Genomic DNA, 19,278 nt, shown 5'->3' on the forward strand with positions numbered 1-19,278 from the left:
CATGGACCATCGCCGGGCCAGCCTCGGGTGGGTGCCGCTGCGGGGGGCCCTCGGCGCCCTGACGGCACTGCTGGCGCTGGTGACGATGGCCTGGGGCGCTGAGCCTCCCCCGCCCGGGCCCACCTGGGTCGTTGACCCGGCCGGGCCGGGCCCGCAGCTGCCGCCGGCGGGCGCCTCCCTCTTCGACATGCTTTTTGCCGGCCCGGGCGGGCGGCACGCGCTGCCCTTTCCCTTCGAGGCACTGGTGGCCCGCATCGGCGCCGAGCTGGTGGCCGACCCCGGCAGCACCCTGCCGCCCGTCAAGGCGGTGCTGATCCCCCTCGGCCGTTCCCTGCAGCGCAGCGCGGCGGCCCCCGACTATTTCCGCTTCCCCCGGGTGGTCATCGCCGCCGACGGCGCGCCCGCGCCGGGCTCCCCCTGGCTGCTCCGCGACCGCCTCTACATCGGCTACCTCGAGAAGGCGGCGGTGCTCGAGGTGATCAGCTACAACGAGGCCGCCGGGCGCTTCGAGTTCCAGCTGGTCAGCGACTACCGGGCCGGCGGCCAGCCCCGGGTGCGCTACGCCAACCGCAACGTGTGCTTTGCCTGCCACCACAACGGTGCGCCCATCTTCTCCCGGGCCTTGTGGGACGAGACCAACGCCAATCCGGCGGTGGCCGCCCTGCTCGAAGCCCAGGGCCGCGATTTCCATGGCATCGCCCCGCGGCGGGGCGTGGACCTGCCCTACGCCATCGACAACGCCGTGCGCCGGGCCAACCGCCTGGCCTTGACCCAGCGCCTGTGGCAGGAGGGCTGCGGCCCCGGCCCCGACGGGCAGCACTGCCGGGCTGGGCTCTACGCCGCGGCCCTGCGTCTGCGCCTGGCCGATGGCCTGGCCCTGCCGCCCGCCCAGGCGATTGACGCCCGGACAGCCGCCACCCTCAAGGCCACCGCCGCCCGCCTGTGGCCCGGCGGCCTGGCCCTGGGGCGGGCCGACCTGCCCAACCGCAACCCCCTGCAGGGGCTGACCCGCTGGCCCGATGACCCCGCCGCGCGGCAGGCCCGCGCCCATGTGCCGGCCGCCTTCGACCCCCTGGCGCCCCGCCTGCCCGACAGCTTCTGGCGGGCTGACGGGGCGGATGCCGTCGCCGAGGCGGTGGGCGGCCTGGCCGGATTCGTCGCCGACGGCGACTGGGCGCGTTTCCAGGCGGCCCTGGCCCGGCAGGGCGCCGCCTTGCCCCGGGTGGTCCGGCAGCTCACCTGCACCCCGCTGCCCGCGTCCCGGGCCTCCCGCTGTCAGGATGCCCGGGGTGCCAGCCTGGACCTCGACCCGGACAGCCGCCAGGTGCGGCGCCTCAGCCTCGACGGTGAGGCAGCACGGGCCCCGTTTGCCCTCACGCCTCGGCCCGGCCTGCGTCTGGCGGGGGGCGATGTGCTGGAGGCGCTGGACACCACCGGTGTCGTCCGCGGGCAGGGCCGCCTGCGCCTGACCGTGCGCGCCGACAGTCAGGCCTTGGGCATGGCCCTGGCCCGGATCGCCGGGGGCGCCGATGCGGACCTGCTGCCGGGCGGGCAGCCTTTTCCCCGGGCGGCCCTGATGCGCGCCCTGCTGACGGCCCTCGGCGACACGCCCCGAGAGCGGCCCGGGGTGTCTCCGCCTCCCGCACTGGCCGCCGATCCGGGGGGCTCCGCGCTGGCCGAAGGCGGCCTGCCTGCCTCCCTGGCGGCCTTCCAGGCCTGGTGCGCCGCCTGCCACCTGGGCAGCGAGGCCTCGCCCCCCAACTTCCTGCATGGCCCGGCCGACGGGCTGGCCGCGCGCCTGCGCCAGTGCGCCCCGCGCATCTACGTACGGCTGGCCATGGCCCGCCTGCCCTTCGCCGCCCGGGCCAAGACGCCCATGCCCCCCGAAACCCTGCTGCCGGCCCTGGGCACCCACCCCGCAGCCTGGGCCGCGAGCCCCGCGCGGGCCGGCCTGGAGGTCACCGTGGCCGCCCTTCTCAAGGCCGAGAGCGGCCGCGACCCGGACATCGACAGCCTGCTGGCCGGCGGCTACGAAGCCCTGCGCCCATGCCTGGCCCCCACGCCATGACCCCGAGGAGGATGCCGCCATGCCCCACCGAGCCGTGATCCCCGCCGCGCGCTGGAAGCGCCGCTTCCTGGCCCTCTTCGCCTTCACCGTGCTGCTGCCGGCGGCCATCCTGCTGTGGCTCGCCGGGCGCTTTGGCGGCGACATCCCGGTGGACTACGCCGACCCGGTGGAGCACTTCAAGTACGGCTCCACCGGCGGCGAGCACGAGATGGGCTTCCCCTACTGGATCTGGCGGGCCCTGCCCGAGGTGTGCGGCCAGTACCTGCCGGGGCCCGGCTACCAGTCCATCGGCATGCTCTACGAGACCAAGCCCGACGGCAGCCTGCGCGACCTGCCGGTGGGGACGTCCCGGCGCCGCTACCAGGGGGTGGATCGGGTCTTTGTAAACTGCGCCGTGTGCCACACCAGCACCGTGCGCACCGCTGCCGGCCAGCCGCCGCTGCTGGTGCCGGGCATGCCCGCCGCCCAGTTCAACATGAAGGCCTTCGAGGAGTTCTTCTTCCGCTGCGCCGCCGACCCGCGCTTTGCCAAGGAGTACCTGATCCCCGAGATCCAGCGCCAGGGCGCCGACCTGGACCTGCTGGACCGCTACCTGGTCTACCCCGCCGCCATCGCCATCATGCGTGACCGGGTGCTGGCCCTGAAGGGGCGCTTCGAGTGGGTCTTCGAGCAGCACCCTTGGGGCCCGGGGCGGGTGGACACCTTCAACTCGGCCAAGGTGATCTTCAATTTCCCCATGCACCGGCTCGACCCGAAGGAGTTCGACGCGCCGGCGGATTTTCCGTCCCTGTGGCTGCAGCGCCCGCGCCGCGAACCCCGTGCCATGGAGCTGCACTGGGACGGCAACAACACCGACATGACCGAACGCAACAAGAGCGCCGCCTTCGGCACCGGCACCACTCCGCCCACCATCGACCTGCCGCGCATCCGCCGGGTGGAGGAGTGGATCCTCGACGCCGAGCCGCCGGCCTTCGGCACGCTCTTTCCGGTGGATCAGGCCCTGGCCGCGCGGGGTGCGCCGCTCTACGCCGAATACTGCGCCGCCTGCCACGGCGCCAGCGGGCGGGACTTCAGCGGCCCCTACGTGGGCCGGGTCACGCCCCTGGCCGAGGTGGGCACCGACCGCCGCCGCCTGGATTCCTACACCCACACCCTGGCGGTAAACCAGGCCACCCTCTACGCCGGCTACCCCTGGCGCTTCACCCAGTTCCGCAAGACCCATGGTTACGCCAACATGCCCCTGGACGGCCTCTGGCTGCGGGCGCCCTACCTGCACAACGGCTCGGTGCCCAGCCTGCGCGACCTGCTGGAGCCGGCGGCCCGGCGGCCGGCCGTGTTCTGGCGCGGCAGCGATGTATACGACCCGGCCCGGGTCGGTTTCGTCTCCGACCAGCCCCAGGTGGACGGCAAGCGCCTGTTCCGCTTCGATACCACGGTGCCGGGCAACGGCAACGCCGGCCACGAGGGGCAGCGCTACGGCACGGCGCTGCCCGATGCCGACAAGGCCGCCCTGGTCGAGTACCTGAAGACTTTCTGAGGGGAGCCCGCCATGACCTTTCCCGCCTCCATCCCGCGACGTGTCTGGCTGCGCGCCGCTGCCGTCGTGCTGCTCCTCACCCTCATCGTCGGTGCCTATCTGGGCTGGAGCCGTGGCTTCCGCGAGGAGCCCCAGCCCGCCTGGGTCTTCGAATCAGCCGAGAGCCGCTTCCGCTATGGCTCCATCGGCGCCGAACACGACGCCGGCGTGCCCTACTGGATCTTCTACGTGCTGCCCCGGGTCTTCCCCGAGAAATTCCGCCAGGACGGCCAGCAGGTGGCAGGTGGCTATGCCGCCCTGGGCGTGGCCTGGGAACAGGGCCAGGAGCTGCCCGTCGGCTTCACCAAGAAGACCATCGGCTTTCCCCGGGTGGGCAACAACTGCGCCGCCTGCCATACCACCAGCTACCGGCGCAGCCCCGACTCCAACCCGGTCTTCGTCAGCGGCGGGCCCGGGCATACGGTGAACATCGAGAACTTCTTCCGCCTGCTCATCGAATGCGCCCGCGACCCGCGCTTCAACGCCGACATCCTGATGGCCGAAATCAACCGTGTGACGCACCTGGACGTGATCGACCAGCTGCTCTACCGCTTCGTGATCATCCCGGTGACGCGCAAGCGCCTGCTGGAGCGGGAGGCCCAGTTTGCCTGGATCTTCCGCCCGGACTTTCCGGAATGGGGGCGGGGCCGCGATGACGGCATGAACCTGACCCGCTACTTCATGCTCAAGGCGCCCATGGACGACCGCTTCGGCCCCGCCGACATCCCCGCCGTATGGAACCTGGCCAAATACAAGGCCGAGACCGGCCAGCTGCCCAATTACGCCGGCGACACCCACGACGTGCACTCCGTGATGATCGACTCGGCCCTGGGGGTGCTTGGCGCCCCCCCGGCCGACAAGGCCGACTTCCACGCCCAGGTGAAATGGCTGCAGGACTACCTGAGCGCCCTTGCGCCACCGCTCTATCCCTTCCCGGTGGATGCCGCCCGGGCGGCGGCCGGCAAGCGGGTGTTCGACGCCGAATGCGCCGCCTGCCACGCCAGCCCGCGCACCGGCACACGCATCCCCCTGGCCGAGGTGGGCACCGACCCCGGCCGCCTGGACACCTGGGACAAGGCCTCGGCCATCAAGGGCAATCAGGTGGTGGCCGCCATGGGCATCACCCGCAAGGGCCTGGTGGAGGAAGACCTGCCCGGCTACAAGATCCCCTTCCTCGACGGCATCTGGCTGCGCGCCCCCTACCTCCACAACGGCGCCGTGCCCACCCTGCGCGACCTGCTGGAGCCCGCAGCACAGCGGCCCCGGGAATTCTGGCGAGGCTACGACGTGTTCGACCCGCTGAAGGTGGGCTTCATCACCGACGGCGACGAGGCCCGCCGGGTGGGCACGCGCATGGATGTGAGCCAGCGGGGCAGCGGCAACCAGGGCCACGAATTCGGCACCAGGCTGCCGGCGGCCGACAAGGAGGCGCTGGTTGAGTATCTGAAGACCTTGTGAGCCCGGGCGAGCCGGGGCCTCAGGCCGCGGACCCGGAGGGGCGTGGGAGCTGGTAGTCCGGGTCGCCCCAGGCCTGGTAGGCGGCCCAGGTGTTGAGCTCCGGTGTGGCCCGTGAGGCGGCCTGCCGGGCTGCGTCCACCGCGTCCTCGAAGCGGCTGCCACTCGCGAGGGCGGTGAAGAAGGATTCGGAAAAGGCGGCGGCCCCCAGGTCATTCACCGCCCAGCCCGGAGCGATCACGGCCTGCACGCCGGCCTTGAGCAGCGCCAGCACCATGTCCCGGGGCGGGCCGTCATTGCCGCCGGCAACAGGGCGGCCGGCATGGCAGCCGTTGAGGAAGACAACGTCGGGCATGACGCGCATCTGCTGCAGTTCCAGCGCAGTGAGGAAGACCCCGTCGCTCAGCACGAAGCCGGTGACCTTCTGCCCGCCCGGCAGGGGGTATTCGTGCACGGCGTTGCCGCTGATAAGAAGGATGCGGTAATCCCGGGCGAAGAGCCGGCTCATGATGGCCGAGGCGTTCTCGCCGGTGCCGACGTTCGTGGTGAAGCCGGCGTTGTGCAGGATGTTCATCACGCCCGCCACTTCCTGCTGGGCGCCGGGCAGGTCCGGCAGGCCGCCATCGGTGTTGGGCAGCGTGCTGGAGGTCTGGGGGTTGCCGATCAGCAGGGCGCTGAGGCTGTCCGGGCGCCGCCGGGGTGAGGCCGGGCGCAGGCCGTCGAGGCGGCGGATGACGCTGGAGGGGAACAGGTCGGCAAACGGGTCCGCGAGGTCGTGGAGGAGCAGCTCCCAGGGCAGCGCGGCAGTGTCCGGGCCGAGGTTGAGGTGATAGCGGTTTGCCCGGGGCAGGGACGCCAGCTCCCGGGGGATGAGCAGCTGGGTGAGGGCCAGCAGGGCTTCGCGGTGGATCTGCATGTCGGCGAGCAGTTCGCGCAGCAGCTGGTCCACCAGCGTGCGCTGGAAGTGCACGGCGGCCTCGATGCGCTGGCCGTCGAGGTCGAGGATGAACTGCAGGACGCCCTCGCTCCGCAGGCGGATGACGAGTTTCCAGAGGATGTTGGGGATCTGGGTCTGACCGCTGCCGGCGGGGATTGCATTCCAGGCCTCGCTATCGCGGAGCGAGTTGGCGATGTCGCTGGCGATCCCGGCGATGGCCGAAGGTCGTTCGTTCTCGGATAGCCCACCGAGATAGCGGATGTGGCCGTCAGCGCCGGTGTTGGCGACCTGGTTTTCGAGCAGGGCGGCGGGCTCGGTGATCGGCTCGACGAGCACCGGGAACAGGTGCTTGCCCTGCCGCAGTGCCCGGTCGATTTCGGCCATGGCGAAGGCGCTCGTTGCCGTGCCTGCGCCGGCGATGGAGATGACCGCATCGGCCTCGTCGAGCATGGCGTCGAGCTTTTCGTGCCAGGCGTCGCCGGCCTTGAGGTCCATGTCCCAGGCCACGTCGATGCCCTCGGCCGCCAGGGCCCGCGCCAGGGGCTGGGCGTACTGGCGGTAGGTGTGGACGTAGGAGATGAATACGCGGGGCCGGGGGGGCGCCGGGGCTTCGTCGCGGGCTTCTGCCTCGGGGGGCGGCGGGCGCCGGACAGGGGGGCGGAGCCCGGGCAGGGCGAGGTAGACCGGGCTGTCCGTTGCCGGGCTCGCCATCGCTGCCTTGAGCCAGTTGCCGATTTCGCCACGCAGCCGGGCCGCCTCGCGGCTGCCCACGTTTTCGCCCAGTTGCTTGTAGCGCAGGATGCGCAGGGTGGCGAGCCCCGGGGGGATGCGGTAGTCCTCGTCGGCCAGCAGCAGGGTCCGGCCGGGGCGCAGGCCGTGGCGCAGGCCGAGCTGGAGGAGCACGTCGGGCGGGCTGGCGGAGAGGTCGACGATGGCCAGTGGGGCGCGTAGGAGGAGGTTGAGTTGCTTGATCTCCAGGCCCGGGCTTGCTGAGTCCAGGCGTACGCAGTGCGCCCCCGCGGCCGAGAGCTCGGTACTGAGCAGGTCCAGCAATCTGTCTGGGTCGTGCTGCCTCTGAGTGATGAAATGGGTCTGGATCACCAGACAGGTCCGGGAGAGCTCTTCCGTTTCGGCGCCGGAGATGGCGGGGCTGGCCGTGGGTGTCTGGTCCACCGAAAGCTGTGGCGGCGAGGCCATGCTTATCGGTGGCTGCATGAGGGTGTTCTGGAGCAGGCTGCGCTGCTGCACGACCGCCGAGCCGGCCGCGACATGCTGCAGCCGCTCAGCCAGGAGGTGCCGGAGTGGCGGCTTGGCGGAGGCGGTACTGGCTGGCGGCGGATAGCGGAGTACTTCGCCGATCCAGTCGGGGAGCAACTCGATGGGGAAGGTCTCGTCCGCAAGGGACTCCAGGTTGGTGGGGCGCAGTGCCAGGCACACCCCCGTCAGGTAAAGCACCATGTCGTCGCGGGTGCTCAGGTCGCAGATCACGGTATCTGCATGGAGGATGTCTCTGAGCAGATCGGACCACTGTGGGCTGGCGACGACACTGAGCGTCCGGGTATCCGCCCGGGAGCTCTCCATGCCTGCTTCTGTCACCGTCTCGCGGATCTCCCGGTAGCTGGCATCCATGTCACGCAGCTGCCCGGTGGTGGCGTCTGTCTGCATGCCCGTGGCCTGGATCACCAGGCAGCGCCGTCGCGGAGTGCGGCCACTGCCTTGGGCGGCTGGCGCGGAGTTCTCTGTCCGGTACTCCGCCAGCACCGCCCCCGGTGCCTTCAGCACGATGTCCCCGACCCGGATCTCGTCACTGCCCAGGGCGCCCAGCAGGCGGCTGGCTTCGTCGTCGTTGCCACCCGCCAGGGCGTCCAGGCCGCGGGCGTAGGCGATGAGTTCGGGTTGGCCGGCGAGGGGCACCTCGATGGCCGAGGCCAGGCCGCCCAGGCGCAGGGCCACGCTGCTGGTGCTGGCGTCCACCTGGCGCAGGGCGTCGGCAAAGGCGTGGGCGGCGCTGGCGGGTTCGAGGAAGGCCAGGGCGACCCAGCGCTGGATGTCCAGGAACTCGGCCATCTGCGGGTCGGCGGCGCGGCTGGCGGCGTGCTCGCGGGCTTCCACGTAGCGCCACAGCAGCTCGGCGATGCGCCGGATGCGCGGGCGCGGGTCGTGGCGGTGGAGGGAGCGCAGCATCACCAGGCAGTGCCAGCGCACCTGAGGGTCGATGCGGTAGTAGCCGCCGCCCAGGGCCGTGGAGAGCGGCGAGAACAGCACGTCGGCTTCCAGGCTGGGGTCGGGGCCGTGGGCGGCGAGGAAGTTCACCCGGATCAGGTTGAGCAGGTCGGGCCGCAGGGTCTCGGGCACCGCGGCGTGCATCAGCAGGAGCAGCGGGTCGCGGCCGTAGTCGGCGGCAAACTGCTCCAGGGCGGCGTAGGCCTCGTGGACTTCCAGTGGGCGTTGGCCGAGGGCGGCGGGGTAGGGCATGGCGGGCTACTTGTTGCCGCGCAGGATGTCGATGGCGCGCAGCAGGTGGGGCGCATCGACGGGGAGCATGGGGACCGGGCCGGTGGCGATGAGCCCGGCGGTGGTGCCGGCCCAGCGGCGTCTGGGCATGGGGTTGAGCCACACGGCGGCGGGGAAGAGGCGCCGGGCCTCGTCGAGGAAATCGGTGGTCTGCAGGGCGCGGCGGCGGTTGAGGGCGCCCCGGGCGCTGCCGGCGTCGCTCACCACCAGCAGGGCGGCCCCGGCGTGGCGGCGCAGCACCTCGTTCCGGTCTTCGGGTTGGTCCAGGTCGGGGGTGGCGTAGAGTTGCCGGCGGGGCTGATTGCTGAAGTAGCGCAGCTCGGCCCGGGCCAGCCGGCCCAGGGGCAGGGAGGCGGCGAGGGTAGCCAGGAAGGGCCGCCACGGGTCCATGCTCGGGCTGGCGTCGGCGAGAATCAGCAGCCGGGCGCTGTTGCTGCGCCGGGGGCGGCACACCGGGCGGCACAGCAGGCCGCGGCGGCAGCGCTCGCGCAGGGTGGCGGCCAGGTCCATCTCGGTGCGCGGGCCGTGGCGGGTGCTGCGGCGGTAGCGGCGCCACAGCACGGCCAGATCCCGGGGGCTGATGAGGGGTTGGGGATCGAGCACGTAGTCCTCGCCGATGGGCGGGGCGCTGGCCAGGCGGGGGACGGGCAGGCCGCTGCCTTCGCGGGCGGCGGCAAAGGAGACCCGGGCCCGGGCGGCCTCGGTGCTCGTCGTGTCGGGTGACGGACCCGGCATCCCGGTGGGGCCGGCCTGGCTGCCGGCGGGGGTGGGGGCACTGGGGCGGGCAGGTGTGGCCGGCGCGACGGCGGGTTCATCGGCGCGGGCGTCGAGGGTGTCGAGGGCCTCGTCGATGCCCGCAATCTGTGCTGCCTCGGGGGCCGGCAGCACGTCGAACCAGCGGGCGATGAGGCGGCGCTCTTCGTCGCTGCGGCCCCACAGGGCGCTGGCCAGCTCCCGCAGGGCGGCCCGGTCGCCCTGGCCGAAGCCCAGGCGCAGGGCTTCCACCCCGTCGAGGTAGTCGCGCACGCCCACCGGCACGCCATGGGCCTTGAGCTCGCGGAACAGCCCGAGCAGCAAAGGTGGCAGGGTGTCGCTCACCGGCGGGCCTCGTCGTCGGTGCGGGCGCGGTAGCGTTCTATGTCCTGGCGCACCTTGAAGAGCACGGCCTGATCCACCGCGTCGAGGGCGTCCACCGACACCGCCTCGGCCTTGCGGCCCTGCCAGTGGAGCACCCGCACCCAGTCCACCAGTTCGCTGGTGGCGGGGAGCTTCTGCATGCCCAGCTCGCGTCCGCGCTCGCGGATGCGACACAGGCGCTCCACGGCACCGGTAATGAGCTCGTCGCCGATCTGCTCCAGTCGGGCGTCCAGGTTCCTGCGCACGATGTCGGCGAGCATGGCCGGGTTGTCGGCGGGGAAATCCAGCTGCACGTACAGGCAGCGGCGCAGGAAGGGCTCGGGGAGCTGCTTCTCCCGGTTGCTGGTGATGAGCACGATGGGCCGCGCGCCGCCCTCGGGCCCCTTCACATGGCGGCCGAAGCCCCGGGCGGCGGCGCAGGCCTCGTCCTCGGCCCGGGGCAGGTCTTCGATGTCGAACTCGAAGCGGTCGAGCACGTCGAGCAGGTCGTTGGGAAAGTCGATGTCGGCCTTGTCCACCTCGTCGATCAGCACCACCCGGGGCTGGCCTTCGCGGATGGCGTGGCCGAGGGGCTCCAGGTCGATGTAGGGATGCACCTGGCGGGCGGCGGTGTTGGCCGGGTCCTGGGCGTCCTGCAGGCGGCGCAGGGCGTCGAAGCGGTAGAGCAGGTCCTTGGCCTGGCTGGTGCTCTTGACGGTCATCACCGTGAGGCCGATGCCCAGCTCCTCGGCGATGGCGCTGGCCAGGCGGGTCTTGCCGCAGCCGGCCTCGCCCTCCACCAGCAGCGGCCGGCCCAGGCGGATGGCCAGGTTGACGATGGTGGCGGTGTGGGGGGCGGCCACGTAATGGGCTGCGCGGGTGCCGGTGAACTCGGCGTAGGGGGCGGTGTCGGGCACGGTGGCTTTCCTCAGCGGGCGCGGCTCCAGAAGCCGTGCAGGTTCAGGCGGTTGTACACGTTGGGTGGGGCGCCGTCGGGGGTGGTGGCGTAGGTGGCGATGGCGTCGCGGGTGTCTTCGTCGAGGCTGATTCCGGCGTTCTTGCGCAGGTCCTTGAGCCAGCTGCGCACGTCCCGGGCGGCGATGGGGCCGAGGGGCGGCAGGGCGAGGATGTGGCGGTAGTCCAGGTCGTCCGCATCGAGATCGTCGGTGCGGAAACCGGCCTCCGGTGGGTCGGCCAGGGCCTCGTGGTCGGTGATGAAGCAGTACAGGCGCCCCCGACCGCCGGGTGGGCGTGCCGCCAGCGCCGCGTGCAGGGGCTGCCAGAAGCGCTGCTGGAAGAGCGCCAGGCGCCGGGCCTCGCGCCCCACGGTGCGCAGGATCAGCACCACCGAGCGGCTGGCCAGCCGGGTGGCCAGAAGCCCCGCCAGGCCGTCGATGGTCGGCTCGCCCAGGAGCGGTTCGCCGAGCTGGCTGCAGGCCCAGCAGATCAGGGATTCGGCGCTGTCGGGTTCATCGGCCTGGCCGCAGCGGATGTCCATGCCGTCCCACTCGTCGTGCCAGTTACGCAGAAACTCGACGAACTCCAGCTGGCCGTGGTTCTCGGGGCCGTGGATGAGGAAGGCGGCGGCCCGCTCGGCGCGGCGCTCGCGCAGGGCCTCCAGGGCGGCGGAGAGGGCGTCGACCTGCGCGCCCCGGCCGATCTGCCCCAGTTCGCTGTCGGGGATGGTGCCGGGGGCCTCGAAGCGGCTGCGGCTGGCCTTGCGCAGTACCGCCTGGTCCCAGTTCTTGATGCAGCACAGGGCCTTGCCCAGCAGCTGCGTCGAGTCGTTGTAGAAGACCTGGATGCGTCCGTCGGAGGCCCACTGGTCGACGCTGGCGAGGAAGGCCCGCTGGGCGGCCCGGTCGGCCTCAGCGTCGACGGGGCTGAGCTTGTCGTGGAAGACGGCGGCCTGATCGCGCAGGTGCCGGTCGGCCTCGCTGCCCGGCACCGGGCGCAGCACGAAGAGGGGGGCCTCGCCCGTGCCCCAGCGGTCCACCGCCCAGCGGAACTCCAGCTCGGTGATGGAGCGGCGCTGCAGGGGCGGTGTCCAGCCGTAGCGGTAGCCGAACAGCCCCATGTAGGCGTCGCATTCGTCCACCTTGCGCTTGCACACCGGCTCGACGAAATTGCCGCCCTCGGCCCAGTCCTCCTGCAGGAAGACCTTGGCGGCCTCGATATTGCCGTGGATGAAGTTGCGCACGGCTTCCCGGTAGGTCTTGCAGTCCTGGGCGGTGGCGCTCAGGAAGATCTGCCGGATTTCCGGGATGTCGGCTTCGTGGGGCATGGCGTGGGCGGATCCGTGGGGAGTCTCCTTGCATTGAAGAATATGCCAGACCCCGGCGCTGTGCCATCGTCTTGCGCGGTCTTTCACCCGGCGATGTCCGACGGCAGTCCTGCCGCCAGCCGGCTCCGCTTTCGGGGGGCTGGTCAGATTCCCCGGGCGGCCCTACCATGGCGCGTCTGGCTTGCCCCCGGGCGCGCCGGCCTACAACAACATCACTGATCCCCAGGAGTCCTCTCATGTCCAGTACCGTTACCCTCGGCGGCAACCCCGTCCAGGTCGAAGGCAATCTGCCCGCCAAGGGCCAGACCGCCCCGGCCTTCTCCCTCGTCGCCAAGGACCTCGCCGACACCCCGCTGGCCAGCTTTGCCGGCAAGCGCAAGGTGCTCAACATTTTCCCGAGCGTCGACACCCCCACCTGCGCCACCTCCGTGCGCAAGTTCAACCAGTCCGCGTCTGATGTGGCCAACACCGTGGTGCTGTGCATCTCCGCCGACCTGCCCTTCGCCCAGAGCCGTTTCTGCGGCGCCGAAGGCCTGAACAACGTGGTCACCCTGTCCACCCTGCGTGGCGCAGCCTTCGCCAAGGACTACGGCGTGGCCCTGGCCAGCGGCCCCCTGGCCGGCCTCACTGCCCGTGCCGTGGTGGTGCTGGACGAGAACGACACCGTGCTGCACAGCGAGCTGGTGGGCGAGATCAAGAACGAACCCGACTACGCCGCCGCCCTGGCTGCCCTGGCCTGATCGGGTTTCGTAGTACCAAAAAAACGGGAGCCCTAGGGCTCCCGTTTTGTTTGCGGGTGATGCGGATCAGTTGATCTTGGCGGCCTTGGCCAGTTCCTGGATGTGCTGATCCACGCCCTGGGCCTGCAGGCGCTGGATGATCTGGGGCTTGGTCTCTTCGAAGCTGGGTACCTTCAGGTCGCGCACTTCGTCGAGCTGGATCACGTGGTAGCCGAACTGGGTCTGCACCGGGGTCTGGGTGTAGCTGCCCGGGGTGAGGGTGGCGAGGGCCTTGCCGAAGGGCTCGACGAAGCCGCCCGGAACCGCCCAGCCCAGCTCGCCGCCCTTGTCCTTGGAGCCCGGGTCGAGGGACAGGCTGGCCAGCTTTTCCATCTTCTCGCCCATCTTCAGACGCTCGATGATGTCCAGCGCTTCCTTCTCTTCCTTCACCAGGATGTGGCGGGAGCGGTATTCCTTGCCGCCGGCCTGGACCACGATGCGGTCGTACTCGGCCTTGGCCGCGGCATCGGTGACCGGGTGGCTCTGCATGTATTCACCCACGTAGGAGCTGGCCATGATCTGCTGGCGGGCCATGTCGAGTTGCAGGGCGACTTCGGGCTTGCGGTCGAGGTTCTTCTTCTTGGCGGCCTGGTTGAGCAGCTCGGCCTGGATCAGGCGGCCGCGCAGTTCGGAGGCCAGCTGGGGGCTGTCCTGGGCACCCTGGGCCTTGGCGCGGGCGGCGAGGAGTTCGTAGGCGGCCTGGGAGATCACGACGCCATTCACCGTTGCCACGGGCTTGCCGAGGGGGCTGGCGGCAGCGGCTTTGGCCGGTTCGGCGGCAAAGGCGGGAGCCTGTGCCAGCAGGCCGGCGATCAGGGCGAGGCGGAACAGGCTGCGGGAGGACTTCATGGTATTTCCTTGGTGTGGAGTGAGGCGCCGCTGCCGGCTGCGGTGAGCGGCAGAGCGCGACTGTATGAAAAACGGGTGACAGCGAGTGTGTCGCGCCCGGCAGTATTCCGAAGGCCGGGGCATTCCGTCAACGCGCTTCGATGGGTGGAGGCAGGCAGGCGTCGGCGCGGGCCTGCAGCAGGGCCTGTTCCCGGGCGTTGCGGGTGAGCCCGGCCGCACGCAGGAACTCGGTGCGGGCTTCGTCGGAGCGGTTCAGGCGGCTCAGCAGATCGCCGCGTACGGCCGGCAGCAGGGGGTAGCCGTCGAGGCTGCCCTCGCTGTGCAGCTGTTCGACGATTTCCAGCCCCGCTGCCGGCCCGAAGGCCATGCCCACCGCCACGGCCTGGTTGAGGCGTACCACAGGGGACGGGGCGGCGTGCGCCAGAACGTCGTAGAGGGCGGCATCGAGGCGTTCGGCGACATCGGCGGCGGCGGCCTGGTGGGCGAAATCCAACTCCCAGGCGGCGGGGTTGGCGGGGAGGCCGTCCGCGGGCCAGCGCTCCAGGGCGGTGACGAGCACGTCCTGGGCGATGTCCTCGGCCAGGCCCACGTCACGCACGATGCGCGCTACCCGGCCGATGACCCGCGCCGCCTCCAGGTGCCACAGGGCGACCAGGCTGCGGGTGGTGTCGTCGGGGGGCATCAGCAGGGTGCTCGGGTGGGGTCAGAGGACGTGGCAGGGCGCGCACTCGCGCACTTCCACGGTGGCCCAGGCGACGGCGGGGCAGCGCCGGGCGATGGCGAGGGCTTCTTCCCGGGTGGCGACGTCGATGAGGAAGAAGCCGCCGACCATCTCCCGGGCTTCGGCGAAGGGGCCGTCGAGGAGCTGGGGCTTGCCGCTGCGGGCGCTGATGCGCACGGCGTGGTCGTCGGTGCGCAGGGATTCGGCGGCGCGCAGGATGCCGTCGGCCTGCAGGCTGGCGGAGAAGGCCATCATGTCGTCGTACAGCCGGTGGGCTTCGGCTTCCGGGCGGCCGGCGCGGTCGCCGCGGGTTTCGTTGATGAGCAGCAGGTAGGCCATGGGGTGTCCTTTCAGGGGGTGCCGGTGCAGCCCTGCACCGAGGCGGCGATGATCTCGTCCGCGCTCATGTCGCGGATGTGGCTGGCCAGGGACCAGGCGTGGCCGAAGGGGTCTTCGACGCGGCCGTAGCGGTCGCCCCAGAACATGTCGGTGGCGGGCAGGGTGACCCTGGCGCCGGCGGCTTCGGCCCGGGCCATGGCGGCGTCCACGTCTTCCACGTAAAGATGCAGGGTCAGGGGTGTGCCGGCAAGGGCCTGGGGGCTGTGGCAGCCCATTTCCGGAAACTCATCCACCAGCATCAGGGGCGAGCCGCCGATGCGCACCATGGCGTGCATCAGGCGTCCGTCGGGGGCGGGCAGGCGTGCCTGCTCCACGGCACCGAAGGCGCGCACGTAGAAATCGATGGCGGCGGCAGCGCCCCGGCACACGATGTGCGGGGTGAGGGCGGGCATGTCGGCGGGGATGGGGTGGGTCATGGTGTTCTCCTTGGTGGGGCGGGTCAGGATTCGGTGGTGGCGAGTCAGCGTACCGGCCGCAGCTCGATATGGGTGGAGTGGCCGGCACCCCGGGGGGTGGGAAAGCGGCGGGCCCACTCCAGGGCTTCGTCGGGGCTGCGGGCCTGGATCAGGGTGTAGCCGGCAACGAGCTCGCCCGGGGTGTCGAAGGGGCCGCGTTCGAGCACCGGCTCTGCCTTGCTAAGGTGAAGGCGCCAGCCTTCGGCGCTGGGGGCGAGGTCCGCGGCATCGAGTAGCGCGCCGCTGCGGGCCAGGGTGGCGTGAAAGTCGGCCATGGCGGCGATCAGCCCGGCATCGGGGGGCTGGCCGGCCTCGGATTCTGCGCTGGCCTTGATGATGATCAGGAATCGCAAGGTGCTCTTCTCCGTGCTGCCGGCGTGGTGGGCCGGCTCTCCTGCTGTCGACGGGCCAGCCGGTGCCGGATCGACATCCGCCTCAAAAAAATCAGGTGGCCCGGCGGAAGGTCAGGTTGATGCGGCATCCACCGGTGGCCGGATGATCCCCCGCGGCCAGGGGCGCCACCCCGTGGAAGTGCAACCGGGCCGGGCCGCCCCACACCACCACGTCGCCGTGCACGAGGGGAAGACGCAGGGGGCTGCCACCCCGGGTCGGGCCGCCGAACAGGAAGGTGGCCGGCAGGCCCAGGGACACCGAGACGATGGGCTGGCTCAGGTCGGCTTCGTCCCGGTCCTGGTGCAGGCCCATGCGGCAGCCGGGCAGGTAGCGGTTGATCAGGCAGGCATCCGGTGCAAAGCCCGGAAAGCCGGCCTCGGCGGCGGCCCGGCGGGCCAGATCGGCCAGGCGCGGGGGCATGGCCGGCCAGGGGGCGCCGGTGTGCGGGTCGGTCGGGCTGTAGCGGTAGCCGCGCCGGTCGCTCACCCAGCCGCATTCGCCGCAGCTGCTCATGGCCACCGACATGGTCTGACCGCCGGGTGTCTGCATCTGCCGGAAGGGCGCGGCGGCGATGACACCGGCCACGTCGGCCAGCAGCGCCGGGGCGTCGTCCAGCGCAAAGGCGCGCAGCAGCAGGGCGCCGGGCTGGAGGGTTTCACGGGGGGCGAGGGTGTCGGGGAAGAGGTCGGCAGTCATGGGCCTGCAGGGGGGAGGGGGGAAGAGGGAGGGCGATGGTTTTTTCCAATCGGGATCAGCGAAACAGGCAATTGGACGGTGCTCCGATGGGTAGGGAGAATGAATCCATCTGGTCCATTCGCACAAGGAGAAAGCCATGACCACGCTCCAGTTGGCACGTCACGAAATCCAGGCCCAGGCCAAGGGGCAGGCCCGTGCCCATCCCGTCCGGTTTGTTGTGGGGGCCGTCATCACCGCCGCGGGGGCTGCGCTCTTTCTTGCCCAGGTGGCGCAGTTCCTCGCCACCGCAATCTGATTCCACGCCGGGAGGGCGCATGCAGGATAACAACATGACGGGGGCCGGGCTGGCCCTCGAGGGGGCGGCGGGTTCGGGCGTGCAGGCCTGGCGTGATGCGTGGCGCTTGCAGGTGCGCCAGCATCCGTGGATGACGGGCGGGCTGGCGCTGTCGATGGCGGCGGTGGCCGTGATGTTGATCTCGGGCATTGCCGAAGGACTGGCGGGGGGCGGTGCGCCCCTGCGTCTGGCAATGCTGGGCGGGCTGGCCGGCTTTGCCGCGACGGCGCTGGGGGGCCTGGCCGGCATCGCCCTGGGGCGCATCTCGGCGCGCATGGAGGACAGCCTGCTGGGCTTTGCCGCCGGCATGATGCTGGCCGCCAGCTCCTTCTCGCTGATCCTGCCCGGCCTCGCCGCGGCGAAGGAGATGACCGGCAACGGCGCCGCCGGCGCTCTGATCGTGGTGGTCGGCCTGGGCCTGGGGGTGCTGCTGATGCTGGGCCTCGACCGCTTCACCCCCCACGCCCATGACAGCACCGGCCCCTGCGGCCCGGGCTGCGAGCGCATCGGCCGGGTCGGGCTGTTCGTGCTGGCCATCACCCTGCACAACCTGCCCGAAGGCATGGCCATCGGGGTGAGCTTTGCCCGGGGCGAGCTGGACGTGGGTCTGCCCCTCACCAGCGCCATTGCCATCCAGGACATCCCCGAGGGGCTGGCGGTGGTCATGGCCCTGCGGGCCGCCGGCCTGGGCGCCTGGCGGGCGGTGCTGATGGCCGGCGCCTCGGGCCTGATGGAGCCCCTCGGGGCGCTGTTTGGCGTGGGCATCGCCGGCGGCCTGGCCCTGGCCTATCCGGTGGGGCTGGGCCTGGCGGCGGGGGCAATGATCTTCGTCGTGTCCCACGAGGTGATCCCCGAAACCCATCGCAACGGCCACCAGACACCGGCCACCCTGGGCCTGATGGGGGGCTTCGCGGTGATGATGTTCCTGGACACCGCGATGGGGTAGTTCGTGGATAGTCAGGGCCAATCCCCATCAGCGAAATTGCCAATTGGACCGGCGGCGGCGGACTTCCGATACTGGAATCAGCCCCGCCGGCATTCATTTCCGGCGGTGGCCTTGATCAAAGGGAGACTGCCATGAAATCCGCCTACCACCCCGCCGGCCCCGTGATGGACATCGGCATCGCCGCCCAGGACCGGGCCGACATCGCCGCTGGCTTGTCGCGCCTCCTGGCCGACAGTTTCACCCTCTACATGATGACCCACAACTTCCACTGGAACGTGAAGGGGCCCATGTTCAACAGCCTGCACCAGATGTTCATGGTGCAATACACCGAGCAGTGGAACGCCCTGGACGTGATCGCTGAGCGCATCCGTGCCCTCGGGCATCCAGCCCCCGGGACCTTCGCCGAGTTCGCCCGCCTGACCTCCATCGAGGCGCCCGAGGGCGTGCCCGCGGCCCGGGACATGATCCGCCTGCTGGTGGCCGCCCAGGAAGCCACCGCCCGTACCGCCCGGGGGCTCTATCCAGTGGTAGACGAGGCCAACGACCAGCCCAGCGCCGACCTGCTCACCCAGCGGCTGGAAGTGCATGAGAAGACGGCCTGGATGCTGCGCAGCCTGCTGGAGGAGTGATGCCTGGTGGGCTTGCTGTGACTGGCCGGCGTTCTGTTGTTTTGCGTGACGTTGGCCGGGGGCAAGTCCCCGGCCAATGTGACGTCATACAACGGAAAACCGTTCCGTAGCGTCAGGAAAGCGCTTTCGACCTCCGCAGCATGAGCCTCAGGCAAGCCGGTGACCGGAAGTCCGCGGTCGAATGAACTCGACCCCACGCGCCGTCCCGCCTGCGTCCTTGTCATCCGGCCACCTGTCACGTCTCACCCGTCGGCGGAGCTGCTTCCCAGCGCAGGGGCAGGGCGGCGGGGCGGTGGGTGACGTGGGTCACCCGCAGCAGCAGGCGACGGGGTGGGCCGGGGAGGATCTCGGCGGTGGCGTTCAGCTGCAGCAGGCCGCCCCCGGCAAAGTCGGCAAAGACCAGGCCGGCCTGGGGGTTGAGCAGCAGGTTGCCCAGGGTGTTGAAGTAGTTGTTGCCGGCAAAGTCGTCGATGCCCAGGGTGTCGCCTTCGACATGGATGAAACCCGGCGGGCCGCCCCGGTGGGAGACATCGACCCCGTGGGCGGGGTCGATGTCGTCCGACGGGTGGGCGGTGGCGATGAAGAAGGTGTCGGCTCCGCGTATCCAGGCCCGCTCCGCGTCGTTCAGGGAGCGGCGCTGCTCCGCCTGGGCGCCGGGTTGCCAGTCCGGGTCGAAGACCGCCCGGCGTGGCTGGATGTACTTGGGGCAGTTGCCGAAGCTCTGGCTCACCGCCAGCCGCAGTCCGTCGGTTCCATGGGCCAGTACCCGGCCGTTGGCCCGGTTGCGCCGCCGGGTGTGAGGCTCGATGCCGAGCAGGCCGAAGCGGGCGCCGGGGGACAGCAGGGTGTGCAGCGGGTCGTCGGGCGCCGGCAGGCGGGCGAGCTGCAGGTGGCGGCTGTCGGTGGCGGTCAGCAGGCCCGGCGGGCCGGCGAGCAGGGTGGCGTGGGGCTGCCCACCCGGCCCCGTGGCCGCCAGCACCACGAAGGGCAGACCGGCGAAGAAGGCCCGGTGCTGCTCGGGCATCTCCTGGCGGATCACCCGGGCCCCCACCTCGGCCAGCCGCTCGCGGCTCCCGGCGGTGGCCTGGAGGGTGGCCTCGCCTTCATGAAAGACGTCGGCCATGGGG

At 71.2% G+C, this 19,278-nt stretch carries 18 protein-coding genes; 7 read left to right on the forward strand and 11 right to left on the reverse strand.

Annotation, left to right across the window (positions count from 1 at the left end; translation table 11 throughout):
- Nucleotide 1: 1 nt before the first annotated feature.
- The 3 genes from L6Q67_RS12845 to L6Q67_RS12855 are packed head-to-tail and all read left to right on the forward strand — an operon-like array spanning nt 2 to nt 5,102.
- Nucleotides 2-2,068: a hypothetical protein gene (locus tag L6Q67_RS12845; RefSeq protein WP_296569906.1), complete on the forward strand. Its 2,067-nt coding sequence runs from the start codon at nt 2-4 to the stop codon at nt 2,066-2,068.
- Between the two features lie 19 nt (nt 2,069-2,087).
- Entirely contained in the window at nt 2,088-3,605 is a 1,518-nt protein-coding gene (locus tag L6Q67_RS12850; RefSeq protein WP_296569908.1) for a cytochrome c, read from the forward strand.
- Between the two features lie 12 nt (nt 3,606-3,617).
- Nucleotides 3,618-5,102, forward strand: coding sequence for a c-type cytochrome (locus L6Q67_RS12855; protein WP_296569910.1), 1,485 nt, complete (start codon nt 3,618-3,620; stop codon nt 5,100-5,102).
- 19 nt (nt 5,103-5,121) lie between these two features.
- Here the strand turns inward: L6Q67_RS12855 and L6Q67_RS12860 are convergent, their stop codons facing one another.
- From L6Q67_RS12860 to L6Q67_RS12875, 4 genes are read right to left on the reverse strand one after another with little or no spacing between them, the layout of a single operon-like run.
- Entirely contained in the window at nt 5,122-8,511 is a 3,390-nt protein-coding gene (locus L6Q67_RS12860; protein ID WP_296569912.1) for a CHAT domain-containing protein, read from the reverse strand.
- A gap of 6 nt (nt 8,512-8,517) precedes the next feature.
- Nucleotides 8,518-9,648 (reverse strand): VWA domain-containing protein, encoded by a 1,131-nt coding sequence (locus L6Q67_RS12865; protein WP_296569914.1) that lies wholly within the window; start codon nt 9,646-9,648, stop codon nt 8,518-8,520.
- Entirely contained in the window at nt 9,645-10,583 is a 939-nt protein-coding gene (locus L6Q67_RS12870; RefSeq protein WP_296569916.1) for a MoxR family ATPase, read from the reverse strand. Before L6Q67_RS12870 ends, L6Q67_RS12865 begins: the two co-directional genes overlap by 4 nt.
- Nucleotides 10,584-10,594: 11 nt before the next feature.
- Nucleotides 10,595-11,950, reverse strand: a complete 1,356-nt coding sequence (locus L6Q67_RS12875; protein WP_296569918.1) for a DUF4062 domain-containing protein — start codon at nt 11,948-11,950, stop codon at nt 10,595-10,597.
- 236 nt (nt 11,951-12,186) lie between these two features.
- On the opposite strand from L6Q67_RS12875, the gene tpx reads away from it, so the two are divergent.
- Nucleotides 12,187-12,690 carry a thiol peroxidase gene (gene tpx / locus L6Q67_RS12880; RefSeq protein ID WP_296569919.1) on the forward strand — a complete coding sequence of 168 codons (504 nt, stop codon included), beginning with the start codon at nt 12,187-12,189 and terminating at the stop codon, nt 12,688-12,690.
- A 66-nt stretch (nt 12,691-12,756) separates the two neighbouring features.
- Here tpx and L6Q67_RS12885 read toward each other — a convergent pair whose 3' ends face one another.
- The 6 genes from L6Q67_RS12885 to alkB form a co-directional block, all read right to left on the reverse strand.
- Nucleotides 12,757-13,578: a peptidylprolyl isomerase gene (locus L6Q67_RS12885; RefSeq protein ID WP_296569921.1), complete on the reverse strand. Its 822-nt coding sequence runs from the start codon at nt 13,576-13,578 to the stop codon at nt 12,757-12,759.
- A gap of 127 nt (nt 13,579-13,705) precedes the next feature.
- Entirely contained in the window at nt 13,706-14,260 is a 555-nt protein-coding gene (locus L6Q67_RS12890) for a hypothetical protein (RefSeq protein ID WP_296569923.1), read from the reverse strand.
- A 21-nt stretch (nt 14,261-14,281) separates the two neighbouring features.
- Nucleotides 14,282-14,638: a YciI family protein gene (locus L6Q67_RS12895; protein ID WP_296569925.1), complete on the reverse strand. Its 357-nt coding sequence runs from the start codon at nt 14,636-14,638 to the stop codon at nt 14,282-14,284.
- An 11-nt stretch (nt 14,639-14,649) separates the two neighbouring features.
- Nucleotides 14,650-15,114, reverse strand: a complete 465-nt coding sequence (locus L6Q67_RS12900; protein ID WP_296569926.1) for a VOC family protein — start codon at nt 15,112-15,114, stop codon at nt 14,650-14,652.
- 44 nt (nt 15,115-15,158) lie between these two features.
- Nucleotides 15,159-15,506 (reverse strand): YciI family protein, encoded by a 348-nt coding sequence (locus tag L6Q67_RS12905; protein WP_296569928.1) that lies wholly within the window; start codon nt 15,504-15,506, stop codon nt 15,159-15,161.
- A gap of 91 nt (nt 15,507-15,597) precedes the next feature.
- The gene (gene alkB, locus L6Q67_RS12910) at nt 15,598-16,242 is read right to left on the reverse strand and encodes a DNA oxidative demethylase AlkB (protein WP_296569931.1); all 645 of its coding nucleotides are present in this window, start codon (nt 16,240-16,242) and stop codon (nt 15,598-15,600) included.
- A 136-nt stretch (nt 16,243-16,378) separates the two neighbouring features.
- Here alkB and L6Q67_RS12915 point away from each other — a divergent pair, with 136 nt between their 5' ends.
- The 3 genes from L6Q67_RS12915 (at nt 16,379) to L6Q67_RS12925 (ending at nt 18,151) form a co-directional block, all read left to right on the forward strand.
- Nucleotides 16,379-16,537 (forward strand): hypothetical protein, encoded by a 159-nt coding sequence (locus L6Q67_RS12915; protein ID WP_296569933.1) that lies wholly within the window; start codon nt 16,379-16,381, stop codon nt 16,535-16,537.
- Nucleotides 16,538-16,556: 19 nt separating this feature from the next.
- Entirely contained in the window at nt 16,557-17,522 is a 966-nt protein-coding gene (locus L6Q67_RS12920) for a ZIP family metal transporter (protein WP_296569934.1), read from the forward strand.
- A 131-nt stretch (nt 17,523-17,653) separates the two neighbouring features.
- The gene (locus L6Q67_RS12925; RefSeq protein WP_296569936.1) at nt 17,654-18,151 is read left to right on the forward strand and encodes a Dps family protein; all 498 of its coding nucleotides are present in this window, start codon (nt 17,654-17,656) and stop codon (nt 18,149-18,151) included.
- 235 nt (nt 18,152-18,386) lie between these two features.
- Here L6Q67_RS12925 and L6Q67_RS12930 read toward each other — a convergent pair whose 3' ends face one another.
- The gene (locus tag L6Q67_RS12930; RefSeq protein WP_296569938.1) at nt 18,387-19,274 is read right to left on the reverse strand and encodes a pyridoxamine 5'-phosphate oxidase family protein; all 888 of its coding nucleotides are present in this window, start codon (nt 19,272-19,274) and stop codon (nt 18,387-18,389) included.
- Nucleotides 19,275-19,278 lie beyond the last annotated feature (4 nt).

Source organism: Zoogloea sp. (assembly GCF_023150065.1).
Classification (GTDB): domain Bacteria; phylum Pseudomonadota; class Gammaproteobacteria; order Burkholderiales; family Rhodocyclaceae; genus Zoogloea.